Origin of the sequence: Pseudomonas sp. R37(2017) (assembly GCF_002113375.1) — a bacterium.
Classification (GTDB): Bacteria; Pseudomonadota; Gammaproteobacteria; order Pseudomonadales; family Pseudomonadaceae; genus Aquipseudomonas.
Genome location: NZ_NEHO01000001.1, coordinates 541,979 through 559,098 on the forward strand (window position 1 = coordinate 541,979; position 17,120 = coordinate 559,098).

The 17,120-nt window shown below is 61.5% G+C and carries 19 protein-coding genes; all 19 read right to left on the reverse strand.

What is annotated here, in order from left to right:
• Window positions 1-163 precede the first annotated feature (163 nt).
• The gene (gene flhB / locus CAG47_RS02605; protein WP_085723339.1) at window positions 164-1,303 is read right to left on the reverse strand and encodes a flagellar biosynthesis protein FlhB; all 1,140 of its coding nucleotides are present in this window, start codon (window positions 1,301-1,303) and stop codon (window positions 164-166) included.
• Between the two features lie 3 nt (window positions 1,304-1,306).
• Window positions 1,307-2,089, reverse strand: a complete 783-nt coding sequence (fliR, locus tag CAG47_RS02610) for a flagellar biosynthetic protein FliR (protein WP_085723340.1) — start codon at window positions 2,087-2,089, stop codon at window positions 1,307-1,309.
• 3 nt (window positions 2,090-2,092) lie between these two features.
• Window positions 2,093-2,362, reverse strand: coding sequence for a flagellar biosynthesis protein FliQ (fliQ, locus tag CAG47_RS02615; RefSeq protein WP_057398373.1), 270 nt, complete (start codon window positions 2,360-2,362; stop codon window positions 2,093-2,095).
• Window positions 2,359-3,117, reverse strand: coding sequence for a flagellar type III secretion system pore protein FliP (fliP, locus tag CAG47_RS02620; protein ID WP_085723341.1), 759 nt, complete (start codon window positions 3,115-3,117; stop codon window positions 2,359-2,361). Before fliP ends, fliQ begins: the two co-directional genes overlap by 4 nt.
• Complete coding sequence (fliO, locus tag CAG47_RS02625) at window positions 3,117-3,572, reverse strand: flagellar biosynthetic protein FliO (RefSeq protein ID WP_085723342.1); 456 nt, start codon at window positions 3,570-3,572, stop codon at window positions 3,117-3,119. Before fliO ends, fliP begins: the two co-directional genes overlap by 1 nt.
• Entirely contained in the window at window positions 3,573-4,019 is a 447-nt protein-coding gene (fliN, locus tag CAG47_RS02630; RefSeq protein ID WP_085723343.1) for a flagellar motor switch protein FliN, read from the reverse strand. It abuts the gene before it with no gap.
• 67 nt (window positions 4,020-4,086) lie between these two features.
• Complete coding sequence (fliM, locus tag CAG47_RS02635) at window positions 4,087-5,055, reverse strand: flagellar motor switch protein FliM (RefSeq protein ID WP_085723344.1); 969 nt, start codon at window positions 5,053-5,055, stop codon at window positions 4,087-4,089.
• A 9-nt stretch (window positions 5,056-5,064) separates the two neighbouring features.
• The gene (gene fliL, locus CAG47_RS02640) at window positions 5,065-5,565 is read right to left on the reverse strand and encodes a flagellar basal body-associated protein FliL (protein ID WP_085723345.1); all 501 of its coding nucleotides are present in this window, start codon (window positions 5,563-5,565) and stop codon (window positions 5,065-5,067) included.
• A gap of 231 nt (window positions 5,566-5,796) precedes the next feature.
• Window positions 5,797-7,161 carry a flagellar hook-length control protein FliK gene (locus tag CAG47_RS02645; protein WP_085723346.1) on the reverse strand — a complete coding sequence of 455 codons (1,365 nt, stop codon included), beginning with the start codon at window positions 7,159-7,161 and terminating at the stop codon, window positions 5,797-5,799.
• A 99-nt stretch (window positions 7,162-7,260) separates the two neighbouring features.
• On the reverse strand, window positions 7,261-7,614 hold the full coding sequence (locus tag CAG47_RS02650) for an Hpt domain-containing protein (RefSeq protein WP_085723347.1): 354 nt from the start codon (window positions 7,612-7,614) through the stop codon (window positions 7,261-7,263).
• A gap of 30 nt (window positions 7,615-7,644) precedes the next feature.
• Window positions 7,645-9,351 (reverse strand): fused response regulator/phosphatase, encoded by a 1,707-nt coding sequence (locus tag CAG47_RS02655; RefSeq protein WP_085723348.1) that lies wholly within the window; start codon window positions 9,349-9,351, stop codon window positions 7,645-7,647.
• Between the two features lie 5 nt (window positions 9,352-9,356).
• Window positions 9,357-9,656: an STAS domain-containing protein gene (locus CAG47_RS02660; protein WP_085723349.1), complete on the reverse strand. Its 300-nt coding sequence runs from the start codon at window positions 9,654-9,656 to the stop codon at window positions 9,357-9,359.
• A gap of 90 nt (window positions 9,657-9,746) precedes the next feature.
• Complete coding sequence (gene fliJ / locus CAG47_RS02665) at window positions 9,747-10,196, reverse strand: flagellar export protein FliJ (protein ID WP_085723350.1); 450 nt, start codon at window positions 10,194-10,196, stop codon at window positions 9,747-9,749.
• Window positions 10,197-10,202: 6 nt separating this feature from the next.
• The gene (gene fliI / locus CAG47_RS02670) at window positions 10,203-11,561 is read right to left on the reverse strand and encodes a flagellar protein export ATPase FliI (RefSeq protein WP_085723351.1); all 1,359 of its coding nucleotides are present in this window, start codon (window positions 11,559-11,561) and stop codon (window positions 10,203-10,205) included.
• On the reverse strand, window positions 11,551-12,354 hold the full coding sequence (gene fliH, locus CAG47_RS02675) for a flagellar assembly protein FliH (protein WP_085723352.1): 804 nt from the start codon (window positions 12,352-12,354) through the stop codon (window positions 11,551-11,553). The genes fliI and fliH overlap by 11 nt, the downstream gene beginning before the upstream one ends.
• A gap of 4 nt (window positions 12,355-12,358) precedes the next feature.
• Window positions 12,359-13,378 (reverse strand): flagellar motor switch protein FliG, encoded by a 1,020-nt coding sequence (gene fliG, locus CAG47_RS02680; protein WP_085723353.1) that lies wholly within the window; start codon window positions 13,376-13,378, stop codon window positions 12,359-12,361.
• On the reverse strand, window positions 13,371-15,158 hold the full coding sequence (gene fliF / locus CAG47_RS02685) for a flagellar basal-body MS-ring/collar protein FliF (protein WP_085723354.1): 1,788 nt from the start codon (window positions 15,156-15,158) through the stop codon (window positions 13,371-13,373). Before fliF ends, fliG begins: the two co-directional genes overlap by 8 nt.
• A gap of 16 nt (window positions 15,159-15,174) precedes the next feature.
• Window positions 15,175-15,501, reverse strand: a complete 327-nt coding sequence (fliE, locus tag CAG47_RS02690) for a flagellar hook-basal body complex protein FliE (RefSeq protein ID WP_008021337.1) — start codon at window positions 15,499-15,501, stop codon at window positions 15,175-15,177.
• Window positions 15,502-15,730: 229 nt separating this feature from the next.
• On the reverse strand, window positions 15,731-17,116 hold the full coding sequence (locus tag CAG47_RS02695; RefSeq protein ID WP_085723355.1) for a sigma-54 dependent transcriptional regulator: 1,386 nt from the start codon (window positions 17,114-17,116) through the stop codon (window positions 15,731-15,733).
• Between the last annotated feature and the right edge of the window lie 4 nt (window positions 17,117-17,120).

Genomic DNA, 17,120 nt, shown 5'->3' on the forward strand with positions numbered 1-17,120 from the left:
AGAAGGTTTTCAGGGGATTTTTACGCCTTCCCCCTGTAGGAGCGAGCATGCTCGCGATGCACGCCAGAACACCGCGGGTATCCAGTGAGCCGACGTTTTCGTTAACGACCATCGCGAGCATGCCGCAAGCGGGCACCCGCTCCTACAGGTAAGAGGCCGAACATCAGGAATCGCGGCGCAAATCCGGTGGAATCGGCAGGTCTTCCTTGAGCGGGTCCGGCCGCTTGCCCTTGCCCGCTCGGTATTGGCGAATCTGGTAGACATACGCCAACACCTGCGCAACGGCGAGGTAGAGCCCGCCGGGAATTTCCTGCTCCAGCTCGGTGGAGTGATAAATCGAGCGCGCCAGCGCCGGGGATTCCAGCAGCAGGATCTCGTTGGCCGCCGCGATCTCGCGGATCTTCAAGGCCAGGAAGTCAGTCCCCTTGGCCAGCAGCACCGGCGCATTACCCTTCTCCGGATCGTACTTGAGGGCCACGGCGTAGTGCGTCGGGTTGGTGATGACCACGTCGGCCTCTGGAATCGCCGCCATCATCCGCCGCTGGGACATCTCGCGCTGCAGCTGTCGAATCCGCTGCTTGACCTCCGGCCGCCCCTCCTGATCCTTGTGTTCGTCACGCACTTCCTGCTTGGTCATCAGCAGTTTCTTGTGGCTTTCCCAGAGTTGCACCGGCACGTCCACCACTGCGATGAGGATCAGCCCGCACGCCATCCACAAGGTGCTCCAGCCCACCACTTGCAGACTGTGAATGACCGCCATGTCCAGGGGTTCATGGGCGATGCGCAGCAGGTCATCGATGTCCGATGACAGGACCGCCAGCGCCACGAACAGAATGATGATGAATTTCGCCAGGGCCTTGAGCAGTTCGACCACAGACTTGGTCGAGAACATGCGTTTGAGGCCGGGACCGGGGTTCAAGCGGCTGAATTTGGGTGCCATGGAGCTCGTCGCGAACAGCCAGCCCCCCAGGGAAATCGGACCGATGATGGCGGCCAGCACCAAGGTGATCATCACCGGTTGAATCGACCACAGGGCAATTTGCCCCGAGCGCATCAGGTAGGTGGCCATGGAGCGCTGATCCAGAATCACCTCCCGCGGCAGGGAGAAGTTGATGCGCATCAGCTCCATCATGTCCTTCGCCATGGCGCCGCCAAAAATCAGCAATGCGCAGGCACCGACCAGCATGATCGCCAGGGTGTTGAGCTCTTTGGACCGGGCTACCTCACCCTTTTCACGGGAATCCTGCTTGCGCTTCTCCGTGGGGTCTTCTGTTTTGTCCTGACCGCTTTCGCTCTCAGCCATGACTCAGCTCGCCCGCGCCATTTCGCGCAGCAACTGCAAGGCCTCGGAAGCCAGCGGTTGGTACTGATTGAGGATGTCCGCCAGCCCGACCCAGACGATGAACAGCCCCAGGGCCAGGATCAGCGGGAAGCCGACCGAGAAAATATTCAGTTGCGGCGCCGCCCGGGTCATGACGCCAAACGCGATGTTGACCACCAACAGCGCAGTGATCGCCGGCAGCACCAGCAACAACGCCGAACCGAGCACCCAGCCGAGCTTGCCGGCCAGCTCCCAGTAGTGATTGACCATCAGGCCGCCACCCACCGGCAACGTGGTGAAACTCTCGGTGAGGATCTCGAACACCACCAGATGACCGTTCATGGACAGGAACAACAGCGTCACCAGCATGGTGAAAAACTGCCCGATCACCGCCGTCGATACACCGTTGGCCGGATCGATCATGGAAGCGAAGCCCATGCCCATCTGAATGGCGACGATCTGCCCGGCCACCACGAAGGCCTGAAAGAACAACTGCAAGGAAAAGCCCATCACCGCGCCGATGAGGATTTGCTCGGCGATCAGCAGCAGTCCGCTCAGGTCCAGAGGGTTGACCGGTGGCATCGGCGGCAGGCCCGGCGCGATGACCACGGTAATGGCCAAGGCGAAATACAGGCGGATGCGCCGGGGCAGCAGGGTCGTGCCGAACACCGGCATGACCATCAGCAGGGAGCCGACACGAAACAGCGGCAACATGAACGTCGCCACCCAGGTGCTGATCTGCGTATCGGTCAGCGCAAGCAGTGACATGGCTCAGCCGATGACCTGAGGAATACTGCCGTACAACTGCAGGATGTAATCCATGAAGGTCTGCACCAGCCAAGGACCGCCAACGATGAGCGTCACCAGCATCACCAGCAGGCGCGGCAAAAAGCTCAAGGTCTGTTCGTTGATCTGGGTGGCGGCCTGGAACATCGCCACCAGCAGGCCCACCAGCAGACTCGGGATCACCAGCACCGCCACCATCATGGTGGTCAGCCACAGCGCTTCACGGAAGATGTCGACCGCAACTTCTGGCGTCATGGCGAGACACCGCCAAAGCTGCTGGCCAAGGTGCCGATGATCAACGCCCAGCCATCCACCAGCACGAACAACATGATCTTGAACGGCAGGGAAATGATCAGCGGCGAGAGCATCATCATACCCATGGCCATCAACACACTGGCCACGACCAGGTCGATGATCAGGAACGGAATGAAGATCATGAAGCCGATCTGGAACGCTGTTTTCAGCTCGGAGGTCACGAAGGCCGGTACCAGGATGGTCAGTGGCGCCTTATCCGGCGTAGCAATGTCAGTGCGCTTTGACAGGCGCATGAACAACTCCAGATCGCTGGTGCGAGTCTGGGCGAGCATGAAATCCTTGATCGGCACCTGCGCCTTGGCGACCGCATCCTGGGCCGTCAGTTTTTCCGCCAGGTAGGGCTGCAAGGCGTCCTGGTTCACCCGGTCGAACACCGGCGCCATGATGAACAGGGTCAGGAACAGCGCCATGCCGGTGAGGATCTGGTTCGACGGTGTCTGCTGCAGGCCCAGGGCCTGGCGCAGGATCGAGAAGACAATGATGATCCGGGTGAAGCTGGTCATCAGAATGACGAACGCCGGGATAAAGCTCAGCGCGGTCATGATCAGCAGGATTTGCAGGCTGACCGAGTACTCCTGCGCACCCTGTGCGTTGGTGCCCAGGGTGATGGCCGGGATCGACAGCGGATCGGCGGCGAATGCCAGCGGCGCGGCCAGCATCAGGGCCAGCGTCAAGACGATGCGTAGCGCACCCATTACTTCTTATCCTTCTGATCTTTACCCAGCATCTCCAACAGGCGCTGGGCAAACTCCGGCGTCGGCTTCTCGGTACTCGGCACTTGCACCGGCTCCTTGAGGACATGCAGTGCAGTGATGCTGCCAGGGCTCAAGCCCAGCAGAATCTGCTCGTTGCCCACCTGCACCAGCATCAGGCGATCACGCGGCCCCAGTGCGCGAGAGCCGACAACCTCGATCACCTGCCCCTTGCCGGCCGGACCGGCCTGCTGGACCCGGCGCAGTAACCAGGCGAGGAAGAAGATCAGCCCCAGCACCAGCAACAAGCCGAACACCAGTTGCGTCAGCTGGCCAGCCACACCGCTGCTCACCGCCGGTGTTGCAGCCGCGGTCGCCGTAGCAACCGGTTCGGCCGCCAGCACGCCGAACGGCAAGGCCAGCACGGCCCCCAGCAAAACCCCCGGAACCTTTTTCACTCAGCGCAGCTTCTTGATGCGTTCGCTTGGGCTGATCACGTCCGTCAGGCGGATGCCGAACTTCTCGTTGACCACCACCACTTCACCGTGGGCGATGAGCGTGCCATTGACCAGCACGTCCAGCGGCTCGCCGGCCAGGCGGTCCAGCTCGATCACCGACCCCTGGTTCAGTTGCAGCAGGTTGCGGATATTGATGTCCGTGCTGCCCACTTCCATGGAAATCGACACCGGGATGTCGAGGATGACGTCCAGGTTCGGGCCTTCGAGACTGACCGGATCGTTGTTTTTCGGCACGCTGCCGAACTCTTCCATTGGCAGGCGGTTGGACGCGGAACTGCCGGCATCGGCGGCCAGCAAGGCGTCGATGTCCGCCTGCCCGGCATCGCCGGTTTCTTCCAGGGCCGCTGCCCACTCATCGGCCAGAGCCTGGTCGTCTTGCGTGTTCATATTGTCAGTGTCCTCGGCGAGCAAAAATTCAGAATTCGGTTCAATCGCGAATGGCTACGAGCGCCGGTCAACGGCGCTCGATCGGCTCGATCACTTGCAACGCCAGGTTGCCCTTGTGCGAGCCCATCTTGACCTTGAAGGCCGGCACGCCGTTGGCGCGCATGATCATGTCTTCCGGCATGTCGACCGGGATCACATCCCCCGGCTGCATGTGCAGGATGTCGCGCAAGCGCAACTGACGACGAGCCACAGTCGCACCGATCGGCACGTCGACGTCCAGCACGTCCTGGCGCAGGGCGTTGACCCAGCGCTCGTCCTGGTCGTCGAGGTCCGACTGGAAGCCGGCGTCGAGCATTTCACGCACCGGCTCGATCATCGAGTACGGCATGGTCACGTGCAGGTCGCCGCCACCGCCATCGAGTTCGATGTGGAAGGTCGACACCACAATGGCTTCGCTCGGGCCGACGATGTTGGCCATGGCCGGGTTCACTTCCGAGTTGATGTACTCGAAGTTGACTTCCATGATCGCCTGCCAGGCTTCTTTCAAATCGACGAACGCCTGCTCCAGCACCATGCGCACCACACGCAGTTCGGTCGGGGTGAATTCACGCCCTTCGATCTTGGCGTGCCGGCCGTCACCACCGAAGAAGTTGTCCACCAGCTTGAACACCAGCTTGGCGTCGAGGATGAACAGCGCGGTGCCGCGCAGGGGCTTGATCTTGACCAGGTTGAGGCTGGTCGGCACGTACAGCGAATGTACGTATTCGCCGAACTTCATCACCTGCACACCACCGACCGCCACGTCTGCCGAGCGACGCAGCATGTTGAACATGCTGATTCGGGTATAGCGGGCGAAACGCTCGTTGATCATTTCCAGGGTCGGCATGCGTCCACGGACGATGCGATCCTGGCTGGTCAGGTCGTAGCTTTTGACGGTGCCGGGTTCGGCAGCGTTTTCGGTCTGTACCAGACCATCGTCGACGCCATGCAACAGTGCGTCGATCTCATCCTGGGACAGCAGGTCCTGCACGGCCATGTCGTGTTCCTACTGCAGTACGAAATTAGTGAAAAGCAACTGTTCGACCACCACTTTGCCGAGCTCTTTCTGCGCCACTTCCTGCACGCTGGCGGTGGCTTTCTGCTTGAGCATTTCCTGGCCGACCGGCGAGGCGAGCGTGGCGAAGTCCTGACCGGAGAACAGCATGACAAGGTTGTTGCGGATCACCGGCATGTGGACCTTGAGTGCATCCAGGTCCGCCTGGTTGCGCGCAAGCATGGTGATGCTCACTTGCATGTAGCGCTGACGACCGTTCTGGTTGAAGTTGGCCACGAAAGCCGGTGCCATCGACTCGTAGATCGCTGGCTGCTTGCCGACCGGAGCGGTTTGCGCCACTTCGGCAGGTTTGCTCTGAGCGCTGTGCATGAAGTACCAGGTCGCCCCCACGGACACACCGACCGCCAGCAGCAAGGCCACCACGATCAGGATAATCAGCTTGAGTTTGCCTTTGGTTGTGGGGTCTTTTATTGCTGCGTCGCTCTTCGCCATGCCAATAATCCGTCACTAATCGGGTTTTCACAGTCGCACGGCAAGGCAAGAGCAAGTGTTATGCCAGAAATGTCGGGGGAGATGGGTGGCCGACTTCGGTTGAAAGATCACCATAAAGCCACTGTGGGAGCGAGCCTGCTCGCGAAGGCGGCATAGCATTCAACATCTCTGTTGACTGTCACACCGCCTTCGCGAGCAGGCTCGCTCCCACAGGGTTAGGTGTTGTGTTGATCAGGCGTAGTAATCGACCGCGCTGGAACCGATCACGCTGGTGGTATTGGCAGCCACTTCAGCGACGCCCGGGGTGATGTCGTCATCCATTGAATCAAGGCGACCACCGCTGGCACTGGTCCGCCCGGCCTGGCTTTGCCGGGCTTGTTCCTGCCCTTGCTGCGAACCACGGGACTGGTCGGAAACGTTGACATCGACCTGCCCCATGCCCTGCTGCGCGAACATGTCACGCAGGCGATGGGCCTGGCCATCCAGCGCCTCACGAACGCCCGGATGTGCGCTCATGAACGTGACCTGGGTCTGCTGGTCGGGAACCATGTTCACCCGAATGTCCAGGCGCCCGAGCTCGGCGGGCTGCAACTGAATGTCCGCCGCCTTGAGATTGGCACTGGACAGGTACATGACCCGGTTCACCACCTCTTCGGTCCACCCGCTCTGGTGCATGGCGATTGGCTGGTTCACCGGCAAGGCGTTGGCAGTCTTCGGCGTGGCCGCCTGGGTCAGCGCTGCCAGGCGGTTGGCGAAATCATCGACACGAGTGTCGCTGTCGGCGGACTTGAGATCCTTCAGGCCGTCATCGATCAAGCCGCTGAACGCCTTGTCGTCGCCCTGTTCGGTGCTGCTCTTGTCGGCCTGGACATCCAGCATGGTCGCCATGCCGGCGGCAAAGTTTTGCACCGATGTCAGTTCGCCGTCAGCCTGGGATTGCGCCTGTGTCGGTGCAGCCTTGGGTTGCGCCTGACTGGAAGCCGACATGTGACCGCTCTGCTCCATCGCCAGACGTAACGCCGGCAGGGCGTCGAGAGGATCGGCCTGCGGATCGAAATCGTCGTCTGCAGCGGTCTGTACCGGCGTGGTTGTCGTGGTGATGGCTGCTGCAACCGGCGTGTCAACCGCGGATGGCACAACGTCGACCACGGCGGGCGGTGTCGACACTTGCGCAGGCACCACTGGCTGTGCGGCTTGCAGCAAAGAGGGATCAAGCGCCGGATCGACCGGCGCGGCATCGACGACCGGCGCCTGGTCGTCATCTGACGCATCAACGTCGGCAGTTTTGCCATCACCCTGAACCGGCTCGTCGGCAGGCAAGGATTTGCCGCCATCGGCAACCACCGGCTCGCCGGCGGCAGACCTATCGTTGCCAGCGTCTTTTTTTCCAGCGACATCGGAGCTCTTGTCACGGCCCGGTTTGAACGAAGCATCCGCTACCGCATCGGGCTTGTTCCGGGCCTGATTGGCATAGACATGAGCGAAGCTTGCGGCCTTGTCCCCGGGCTCAGCGGCCGGCGCCGGAGGATTGGCGGACGCAGCCTGAGCCTTGGCCTGCCTGGAGGCCTGAAGCAGAATATCGGGGGTAACGGGCATGAAAGGGTCTCCGCTGCACGGGGGGCCAGGTACAGTTGAACGAGTTGACTGCAAAGGTCGAGCCAGTTTCACTCGAAGGAGTCCCGATACAACTTATGCTCAGATTTTCGCCGGGCAACGCTGTCGTTCAGCTTCGTACAGAGGCCGGATACCGGCAAACTCGTCATCGATTTTGTCGACCAGCTCCTGGACGGCCGCGCCTGGCAAACTTCTGGCCTGCTGCTCAAGTTGATGGCACAGCTCGGTCAGCCTGAGGGCACCCATATTGCTGCTGCTGCCCTTGAAGCTATGGGCGGTTTCAACCAGCAGTGCAACTGCACTGTCAGTTGCCTTCAAGATTTTCAGGCGCTCTTCGGAGTCTGCAAGAAAGATATCCAGCAGATCCGGATAACCCTCTTCCATCACTTCGCGCAATGCACTCAACACGCCGCGATCCACATGTGTGTCGTCCACTTGCTCACTCCTTGATCAAGAATGCGCGGATTATGCCAGAGCCTCCCAGACAAACTCCACGCGTGCACTTCGACCCTCGTCGGTCCAGCGGGCATTGCGCCCCAACTGGCGGATCAGACTGACCCCTCGTCCCGACAGGCGGATGTCATCCAAAGGTCTTGCCATCACCCGCTCGACATCGAAACCCTTGCCGCTGTCTTCGATGTGAATGGTCAGGCAGCCACCGCCGTCTGTCGGCGCCACCTGCAAATGTACCCGTACATAGCCTTCCTGCAGTTCGCCGAGCCGGGCGCTGCGCTCTTGATAATACCGCGCAAAACCCGACGCATCGCGCTTGAGGCTCGAATCCAGCCCCAGCACGCCATGTTCCAGCGCATTGGAATAGAGTTCCGCCAGCACACTGTAAAGCGCACCGCTCTGAGCCCGAAGACCATGAACCTCGAGCAGCAACTGCAACAGGTAGGGTAGCGGGTTGAAACGCTTGAGCGTGGCGGCGCGGAACTCGAAACTCGCCGACCAGTCCAGCGGACAGGACTGGCCGCTGTCGGAATAGACCAATGCCGGCGGCGTGAACTGCGCCGGCTCCAGCAGGCTGATTTCGACCATGCTGACATCGTCGCGTGTTTCACCACCGAAATCGCGCAGCGCCTGCTCGATCTCTTCGAACAGCGCCTGCGGCTGACGATTGCTGGCGAACACCCGCTGCAATCGTTGCTCCCCAAACAACTGTTCATTGGCATTGCAGGTGTCGATCACGCCATCGGACAAGAGGAAAACCCGATCCCCGAGCGCCATGGGAAACACTTCGGTGCGTTCATCGAAGGATTCCGGGCTCAGCACCCCCAAAGGCAAGTGCCGCGCCGGCAGAGGGGTACGCTCGCCACTGGCAATGCGATGCAAGTAGCCGTCGGGCATTCCACCGTTCCAGACCTCCACCGAACGACGCTGAAAACTCAGGCACAGCAACGTCGCACAGCAGAACATGTCCACCGGCAGGATGCGCTTGAGCTTGGCATTCATCTCGCGCAGGGTTTCCGCCAGGCCATAGCCCTTGGCGGTCATCCCGTAGAAGACTTCGGCCAGGGGCATGGCGCCCACCGCCGCCGGCAGACCGTGGCCGGTGAAGTCACCCAGCAATATGTGCATGTCGCCGGCCGGGGTGAACGCGGCCAACAACAGGTCGCCGTTGAACAGCGCATAAGGCGATTGCAGATAACGGATATTCGGCGCGGCATTCAGGCAGCCGGAGTGCGCCACCTTGTCGAAAACCGCCTTGGCCACGCGCTGCTCGTTGAGCAGGTAGTCGTGGTGCCGGGCGATCTGGTCACGCTGTTGCAGCACCGTGTCCTGCAAGCGCCGCAAACGATCCATCGCCTTGATCTTGGCCGCGAGAATCACCTGGTTATAGGGTTTCGCCAGAAAGTCGTCACCACCGACCTCCAGACACCGGGCCAGGGCTTCGCTCTCGGACAACGACGTGAGGAAGATGATCGGCACCAGGGTTTCCCCGGCCAGGGCCTTGATCTGCCGGGCCGCCTCGAAACCGTCCATGACCGGCATCATCGCATCCATCAACACCAGGTGCGGCTGCTGCCGGGCATACGTGTCGACCGCTTCGGCGCCGTTGGCCGCCGTCAGCACTTCGTGCCCCTGGCGGCGCAGGATGCTCGACAACAGCAAGCGATCGGCGGCGCTGTCCTCGGCAATCAGGATCGTCAGCGGCTCCAGTGGCTGCATGGCAATCAACTGATGTCGAACAGCTTGTCGAAATTGGAGATGGCGAGGATTTTGCGCACGTCTGTACTGCTGTTGACGACGCGGATGTCGGAGTCGTCGCCACCGGCATGATCGCGCAGCAACAGCAGCATGCCCAGGGCCGAGCTGTCGAGGTAAGTGGCCTCTTTCAGGTCGACCACCACCGCCGATAGCTGCTTGTTTTCATAAGACTGACGAAATTCCTGATGTTTGGCGAAATCGAAACGACCCTTGATCGAGATCGTCAGCTTTTGCCCATCCTGGGACACTTCCGAAACGACTGGCATTTTAGTGGCTTCCTTGTCTTTGAGAATCGTTTAGAAGGTTTAGCATCAGGTATGGATGGGGGCAAGGCGGCCCGGTTTTCGAAAGCACGTTCAGTACGGATTCTCGCGCGGCAAGCGCTGGGACAGTTCATCCAGCAATTTCTGTTCGCGCCGGTCCTCAAGCGCCCGCGCCTCATCGGCATAGCGCTGAACCAGCTTGCGCAAACCTTCGACCCGGGCAAACGCCTGCTGCCAGGTTTCCCGGGCCTTGTTCAGGTTGTTTTGATGCCAGGCCAGGCTTTGCCGCTGCTGGTCGATGGCTGTGCCAAGTTGCGCCAGAAATCCCTGATAGCCCAACAACCATTGGCCCGAGACGCCGCCGCTGCCACGTACGATCCATTGCTCCTGATAGTCGAGGCGGAAGGCTTCAAGGTCGGCGAGCTTGCTTTCCGCCAGGCGTACCTGCCCTTGAAAATGCCCCAGGCGCTGGACCGCGGTTTTCTCGGCCTTTTCGGCCATTTCCACCACGGGCGCCAGCTTTCCCGCCCGACTCAGGGCCACGACCGCTTAACCGCCCGCCGCGGGCGCGAAGATCGAGGCGAGATACGCTTCGCTTTCGCCCAGGCTGATGCTGTCGTTGAGGCCCTGACGCAGGTATTTGACCAGTTGCGGTTGCAGGGAGATCGCCAGGTCGGTCTCACGATCGCCACCGGCGACATAAGCGCCAACACTGATCAGGTCGCGACTCTGCTGATAGCGCGACCACAGTTGCTTGAAGTACTGCGCACGGGTCATGTGTTCCGGCGACACCACAGCCGGCATTACCCGGCTGATGGACGCCTCGATATCGATAGCCGGGTAATGCCCTTCTTCGGCCAGGCGCCGGGACAGCACGATGTGCCCATCGAGCACGCCTCGCGCCGAGTCGGCAATCGGATCCTGCTGGTCATCGCCTTCGGACAGCACGGTGTAGAAGGCGGTGATCGAACCTCCGCCCTTCTCCGCGTTACCCGCCCGCTCCACCAGTTTCGGCAGCTTGGCGAATACCGACGGCGGATAACCCTTGGTCGCCGGCGGCTCGCCAATGGCCAGGGCGATTTCCCGCTGGGCCTGGGCGAAACGGGTCAGCGAGTCCATCAGCAACAGGACATTCTTGCCCCTGTCGCGGAAATACTCGGCAATTCGCGTGCAGTACATGGCCGCTCGCAGACGCATCAGCGGCGCATCGTCCGCCGGGGACGCCACGACCACCGAACGCTTGAGCCCTTCTTCGCCGAGGATGTGTTCGATGAATTCCTTGACCTCACGGCCCCGCTCACCAATCAGCCCGACGACGATAATGTCGGCCTCGGTAAAGCGCGTCATCATCCCCAGCAGCACCGATTTACCGACACCGGTACCGGCAAACAGGCCGAGCCGCTGGCCGCGCCCGACGGTCAACATGCCGTTGATACAACGGATGCCAACATCCAGCGGCTCGCTGATCGGCTCACGCTTGAGCGGGTTGATGGTCGGGCCATCCATGGGCACCCAGTCTTCGGCCTTCATCCCGCCCTTGCCGTCCAGGGCACGACCGGCACCATCGAGTACGCGCCCGAGCATGCTCATGCCCATGGGCAGGCGACCGGTATCGGCCAATGGCACCACTCGGGCACCGGGCGCAATGCCAGCGACACTGCCGACCGGCATCAGGAAGACTTTACTGCCGGAAAAGCCCATCACTTCAGCCTCGACCTGCACCGGGTGATAGCTGTCGTCGTTGATGACCATGCAGCGGCTGCCCATGGCGGCGCGCAGGCCTTCGGCCTCGAGGGTCAGGCCGACCATGCGCAGCAGGCGGCCTTCAAGGATCGGCGCACCGGCCAACTCCGTGGCCTGGGCATAGCTGCCCAGGCGCTTGGCAAAGCTGGTGCGCTCAAGGCGCATCGGGCGCATCCGTTTCTGCTGAGGATGCAGGCGCGCTGTCGACCGGGAGTTCCAGGCTCAGGTCTGGCGCGGCCGGGTGCAAGACCTGCTCGTGCAATTGGTCGAACAGCTTGTCCATCACCCGCTCGACACGGGTCTCGACCGTGGCGTCGATGCGACTGTGTTCTGTCTCGACCCGGCAGCCGCCAGGCAGCAAGGATTCGTCCTCGACGATGCGCCAGGTTTCTTCATGGCGTTCGCGCAGGGCTTTGACCTGTTCGAAATCCTGCGGATTGATGTACAGCCGCACATTGCCCACGCCCAACGGCAGGAGCTTGAGGGCTTCGCGCATGACGTGTTCGATCTGCGTCGAGTCGATGGCCAGTTCGCGCTGGATCACCTGCCTGGTGATGTGCTGCACGAGGTCGACCAGGGATTTTTCGATCTGGGTGTCCTGCTCGGCGATCGGCTCGAACAGGTGGCTCATCAGTTGCTCGAGCGCCCCGATTTTGGCCGTCAGGGCCACTTCGGCCTCCTGGCGGACCTTGAGCGTGGTGCTGTGGAAACCTTCCTTTTCACCCACCGCGAAACCTTCGTTATAGGCTTCCTGGCGAATGCTTTCGAGCTCTTCCAGGGTCAGTGGCTGGACTTCTTCCAGCGGCACTTCTTCAATTTCCGGCGGCTCGGGTTCCGGCTCGGGTTCTGGCTCAGGCTCGGGTTCCGGTGGATCGAAGCTGGGCAGCGCCCAAACATCGAAGCCACTGACGTCCCTGGCCCGGATCAGGTCAGTGGGTGCTTCATCATTCTTGACCATGGTGTTAGATCATTTCCTCGCCGCCCTTGCCGCCGAGGACGATTTCTCCGGCTTCGGCCATACGGCGGGCGATGGTGAGGATTTCCTTCTGAGCGGTTTCCACGTCGCTGACGCGCACCGGCCCCTTGGCTTCCAGGTCGTCGCGCAACAGTTCGGCGGCACGCTTGGACATGTTCTTGAAGATTTTCTCCTTGACGCTTTCGTCCGACCCCTTGAGGGCCAGCACCAGCACATCGGAGGACACTTCGCGCAGCAGCGCCTGAATGCCGCGGTCGTCGACATCGGCGAGGTTGTTGAACACGAACATGAGGTCTTCGATCTGACCGGACAGGTCTTCGTCGACTTCGCGGATCGAGTCCATGAGCTGGCCTTCGATGGAGCTGTCGAGGAAGTTCATGATGTCCGCCGCACGCTTGATGCCACCCAGGGTGGTGCGCGAGGCATTCGAGTTGCCGGAGAACTGCTTCTCGAGAATCTGGTTGAGCTCTTTCAGGGCCGCTGGCTGTACGGTATTGAGCGAGGAAACCCGCAGGATGATGTCCAGTCGCACCTTGTGATCGAAGTTACCCAGCACTTCGCCGGCCTGGTCCGGATCGAGGTACGCCACCACGATCGCCTGGATCTGCGGGTGCTCGTAACGAATCACGTCGGCAACGGCGCGCGGCTCCATCCACTTCAGGCTGTCGAGACCGCTGGTGTTGCCACCGAGCAGGATGCGGTCGATCAGGCCGTTGGCCTTGTCTTCGCCCAGGGCCTGGGTGAGCATTTTGCGCACATAGTCGTCGGAACCGACGCCCAGGCTGGTCTGGTCGCCGACGATGTCGACGAACTCGCTCATCACCTGCTCGACCTGCTCGCGGTGCACATTACCCATCTGGGCCATGGCCACACCCACGCGCTGAACCTCTTTGGGGCCCATGTGACGCAACACCTGGGCAGCGTCGGTAGAGCCCAGGGACAACAGCAGGATTGCGGCTTTGTCGACCTTGGACAGTTTGGCGGCAACGGCTCGGTTATCACTCATCTGCGTTAATCCACTCTTTCACGACCTGGGCCACACGACCCGGATCTTCTGCCACCAGACTCTTGATTGCGTTCAACTGTGCGTCATAGCCTTCGCTCGGGCTCGGCAGCAGGATACTGGTCGGGCCGCCGAGGCTGACGCGGTCGTTGGCCAGCTCGCCATCCAGACCGCCCATGCCACCCAGTTCGACGTCGCTGCCGATACCGGCCAACTGCTTGCCTTTGCCACCACCGGTGATGTTGTTGAGCACCGGACGCAGGACACCGAACACCAGCACCAGGATGAACAGCACACCCAACACTTGCTTGACGATGTCCCAGAACCACGGCTGGGAGTAGAACGGAATATCGGCAATCACTTCACCGCGCTCGGCGGAGAACGGCATGTTGATCACGCTGACACTGTCACCACGACTGGCGTCGAAGCCGACCGCATCCTGAACCAGACGCGTGAAGCGCGCCAGTTCATCGGCGCTCCATGGCGCACGGGTGGTTTCGCCGTTGGCCGAGTTGATCTTGACCTGATCATCGACCACCACCGACACCGACAGGCGATTCAAACGACCCTGCTGCTGCTTGGTATGGCTGATGGATCGGTCGAGCTCGAAGTTCCTGGTCGATTGTTGACGCTTGTCCGCCGGATATGGCGCGAGCATTGGCTGGCCGGTGGCCGGGTCCATGATTTGCTGGCCGTTGGCATCGACCAGCGGCTGGCCTGGCTGCACCATGCCCGCCGACGCGGTGGCGCCACCGGTGGTCTGAGGCGCGGAGGCTGGCGACGGCGGCTGGTTGCTCAAGGCACCCGGCACACCTTGCGGGCCATTGCTGGCGGTACGCTGTTCGTTGACCGACTGTTCGCTGCGCAGGGCAGGCTGGTCCGGGTTGAACTGCTCGGAGGTCGACTCGACCGCACTGAAGTCCACATCGGCCGAGACTTCGGCCTTGTAACGATCGTTGCCCAGTACCGGCTGCAGGATGTTGTGTACGCGCTGGGTGAGCATGCTCTCCATGCGCCGGCTGTAGTCGAACTGCTTGCCGGCCATGGTCAGTTCGGAGTTTTCCGCCTGATCCGAAAGCAGGTTGCCCTTCTGGTCGACGACGGTGATCTGCGACTTGGTGAGTTCGGGAACGCTGGTCGCCACCAGGTTGATGATGGCCACGACCTGGCCCGGTTCGAGGGAGCGGCCGGAATAGAGTTCAACCAGAACCGAAGCGCTCGGCTTGCGCTCATCGCGCACGAACACCGAACTTTTCGGAATCGCCAGGTGCACACGGGCACCCTTGACGTTGTTCAGGCTGGAAATGGTGCGGGCCAGCTCGCCTTCGAGGCCGCGACGATAGCGGGTCGCTTCCATGAACTGGCTGGTGCCCAGCCCCTGCTCCTTGTCGAGGATTTCAAAACCGATGTTGCCATCGCTGGGAGTGACACCAGCGGCCGCGAGCTTGAGCCTCGCACGGGAAAGGTCATCGGCCTTGACCAGCAAGGCACCGGAGTTGGGCTCCACGGTGTACGGGATATCGGCGGAGGCCAGGGTATCCATGACCTGTTTGGCGTCCATGCCGGCAAGGCTGCCGTACAGAGGCCGGTAGTCCGGTTGCTGGGACCACAACACCACGGCAAAACCAATCGCCACGCTCGCCGCCAGGCCGACCAACAGGCCCACCTGACGCAACACGGTCATCTCGGAGAGGTTTTCCAGGAAAGACAACCCGAACAGCGGCGGTTTGCCGTCTACTGGAGTGGCCTTGGCCGGAACATTATCGGCGACTGCTTCTGCCATGACTCAATCTCGTCCTTTAAACCGGCATCTGCATGATGTCTTGGTAGGCCTGAACCAGCTTGTTGCGCACCTGGGTCAATGCCTGGAACGACACACTGGCCTTCTGCGAGGAAATCATCACGTCCGTGAGGTCGACGCCGCTTTTGCCGATTTCGAAGGCGCTGGCCAACTGCGTGGAAGCCTGTTGGGTGTCGTTCACTTTGTTGACGGCCTGGCCGAGCATGTCAGAAAAGCTGCTGCCCGCCACTTCAGGGACGGCAGTCGATTTCGGCGCAGACATGGCATCCATTTGCATGGCGCGCATATCCAGCATCAACCGATTGAATTCAATACCTTGGCTCATGATTTCTCTCTTTGGCAACCCGCAATTTTTTGACACTCACTCGGCGGGTGATGAGGTGTTAGCAACAAGGGTGCCAGCTCAGTGGCCTCAGGGAATAATCTGTAGGAGCGAGCATGCTCGCGATGGTCGTCAACGATGACGCTGGCAACCTGACGCCCCGCGGCGCTCTCAGGTTCATCGCGAGCATGCCGCAAGCGGGCACCCGCTCCTACAGGTGTGGGGTAAGCGGTTACGTGGCGAACAGATAGGCTTCCACATCCATGCCGGCATCGCGCATCTGCGCCAGCTTGTAGCGCAGGGTTCGCGGACTGATACCCAGGCGCTCGGCCGCCTCTTTGCGACGACCGCGCTCGGCACGCAAGGTATCGATGATCATCTGGAATTCACGGCGACGCAGGTCATCGCCCAGCGCACCGGCCGGTTCGGACTCGACCTCCACAGGACGCACCGGAGCCTGGACCAACGCCGGCAGTGGAGCGCAAGCCACCGGCCCGGCCAGGCAGAAGTCCTGCGGCTGGATCAAGCCACCCTGCTGCAGAATCAGCGCACGCTGAATCGCGTTATCCAGCTCTCGCACGTTACCTGGCCATGGATAACCGACCAGGCTCGCCTGGGCCTCGGGAGACAATCTGGCAGCCGAATGCTTCATTTTATTGACGTGCCTGGCCAGCAGACGCTCGGCCAACGGCAGGATGTCGGCGGTGCGCTCGCGCAGCGGACGCCAGGCCAGGGGAAACACCGACAGGCGATAATACAGATCCTCGCGGAAGCGCCCCGCCGCCACTTCCCCCGCCAGATCGCGATTGGTGGTCGCGACCACACGAATATCCAGCGTGATCGGTTTGCGCGCCCCAACCCTTTCGACCTCGCGCTCTTGCAGCACGCGCAGCAGTTTGGCCTGGAGCCCTAAAGGCATTTCGGAAATTTCGTCGAGCAGTATGGTACCGCCGTCGGCCTGCTCGAACTTGCCGGCTTGCGCGGCAATGGCGCCGGTGAAGGAGCCCTTCTCGTGACCGAACAAGGTCGCTTCGAGCATGTTGTCCGGGATCGCCGCGCAGTTGATCGCAATGAACGGTTGAGTGGCGCGATGAGAGTGCTGATGGATATAACGTGCCAGCACTTCCTTGCCCGTGCCCGACTCGCCCGAGATCAACACCGTGGAATCGCTGCGTGCGACCCGCGCTGCCAATTCGAGCAGCTGCGCGCTCGCTGGCTCGAACGCTACCGGCCCCTCGCTCTCGGCCGGACCGAAACCGCCCAGGGCATGACGCCCCACCAGATCAAGCAACGCCTTGGGCTCGAAGGGCTTGACCAGGTAGTCTGCCGCGCCTTGGCGCATCGCATCGACCGCACGCTCGACCGCGCCGTGAGCCGTCATCAGCAACACCGGCAAATGCGGTTGCCGCGCCCGCAACAGGCCCAGCAACTGATGGCCGTCCATACCCGGCATGTTGACGTCGCTGACCACCAGACTGAAGGCCTCGCTACCGACGGCAGCCAGCGCCTCTTCCGCCGACCCCACCGCCTTGTAATCGTGCCCCGCGAGCAACAGCGTATCAGCCAATGCCTCGCGCAACGCGCGGTCGTCCTCGACCAGCAGAACCTTGATGCCCATCTAT

Bases quoted from the DNA above. Each gene is read 5' to 3' on its own strand.
- CAG47_RS02645 (WP_085723346.1), bottom strand. From the start codon at position 7,161: ATGCCCGTTACCCCCGATATTCTGCTTCAGGCCTCCAGGCAGGCCAAG.
- fliP (WP_085723341.1), bottom strand. From the start codon at position 3,117: ATGGGTGCGCTACGCATCGTCTTGACGCTGGCCCTGATGCTGGCCGCG.
- fliI (WP_085723351.1), bottom strand. From the start codon at position 11,561: ATGCGCCTTGAGCGCACCAGCTTTGCCAAGCGCCTGGGCAGCTATGCC.
- CAG47_RS02695 (WP_085723355.1), bottom strand. From the start codon at position 17,116: ATGGGCATCAAGGTTCTGCTGGTCGAGGACGACCGCGCGTTGCGCGAG.
- fliQ (WP_057398373.1), bottom strand. From the start codon at position 2,362: ATGACGCCAGAAGTTGCGGTCGACATCTTCCGTGAAGCGCTGTGGCTG.
- fliG (WP_085723353.1), bottom strand. From the start codon at position 13,378: ATGAGTGATAACCGAGCCGTTGCCGCCAAACTGTCCAAGGTCGACAAA.
- CAG47_RS02660 (WP_085723349.1), bottom strand. From the start codon at position 9,656: ATGCCAGTCGTTTCGGAAGTGTCCCAGGATGGGCAAAAGCTGACGATC.
- fliL (WP_085723345.1), bottom strand. From the start codon at position 5,565: ATGGCGAAGAGCGACGCAGCAATAAAAGACCCCACAACCAAAGGCAAA.
- CAG47_RS02655 (WP_085723348.1), bottom strand. From the start codon at position 9,351: ATGCAGCCACTGGAGCCGCTGACGATCCTGATTGCCGAGGACAGCGCC.
- fliM (WP_085723344.1), bottom strand. From the start codon at position 5,055: ATGGCCGTGCAGGACCTGCTGTCCCAGGATGAGATCGACGCACTGTTG.
- fliE (WP_008021337.1), bottom strand. From the start codon at position 15,501: ATGAGCCAAGGTATTGAATTCAATCGGTTGATGCTGGATATGCGCGCC.
- fliF (WP_085723354.1), bottom strand. From the start codon at position 15,158: ATGGCAGAAGCAGTCGCCGATAATGTTCCGGCCAAGGCCACTCCAGTA.
- fliN (WP_085723343.1), bottom strand. From the start codon at position 4,019: ATGAACACGCAAGACGACCAGGCTCTGGCCGATGAGTGGGCAGCGGCC.
- flhB (WP_085723339.1), bottom strand. From the start codon at position 1,303: ATGGCTGAGAGCGAAAGCGGTCAGGACAAAACAGAAGACCCCACGGAG.
- fliH (WP_085723352.1), bottom strand. From the start codon at position 12,354: ATGGTCAAGAATGATGAAGCACCCACTGACCTGATCCGGGCCAGGGAC.
- fliR (WP_085723340.1), bottom strand. From the start codon at position 2,089: ATGTCACTGCTTGCGCTGACCGATACGCAGATCAGCACCTGGGTGGCG.